Consider the following 669-nt stretch of genomic DNA (forward strand, 5'->3'; position numbering starts at 1 on the left):
AGGTGGCGCTTCGACGGGTGATGTTCCGGCGGGCGGTGCTTCGGCAGACTTGGCTCCGGTAGGTTATCACCGGCGGGAGTCGCCCCCATTCCGGGGAGGCTGCGGGAGGGAATCCGCAATGGAGTTCCGGAAGGAAAGCTGCGCTGGGGAATTCCGCACGCCATTTTTCTGAAAAATCACAAAACCCGAAGGCCACTACCGGGCCTTCGGGTTTTTTTCTTCGGGAATCCGTATTGCCGTGGAGTGGAACAGGACGAGGCACAATGCAACCCCACGGAGCATAACAAGGACGGGGCGGATTGTGATGGGCACAAAACGAAACAGCAATGACCAGCCGACTTGCGACGGGGGCAAGGTATGGGATCATTGCGGTCCGATCGGTGCCACAGGCGACGGTTTTGGATCATTGATCCAGGCGGACACCCGTGGCAACGGTTCGGATCATTGGTGACGATTTTAGCTCATTTCGTCTGGTCGGCGCCTCGGTGACGGTCTTGGCTCATTTGTTCGGCGCCCGGGGCGACGGTTTTGGATCGTTGCATCTGGTCAGCGCCCCGGGCGACGGTTTTGGATCGTTGCATCTGGTCAGCGCCCCGGGCGACGGTTTTGGATCGTTGCATCTGATCAGCGCCCCGGGCGACGGTTTTGGATCGTTGCATCTGGTCAGCG

At 59.8% G+C, this 669-nt stretch carries 1 protein-coding gene; it reads left to right on the top strand.

The features are described 5' to 3' along the window. Positions 1-425: 425 nt before the first annotated feature. On the top strand, positions 426-669 hold a 244-nt coding region (locus AC6I6H_RS22490; protein WP_497956847.1), incomplete at its 3' end, for a hypothetical protein.

The sequence above is a fragment of the Gorillibacterium sp. sgz306347 genome (genome assembly GCF_059735245.1).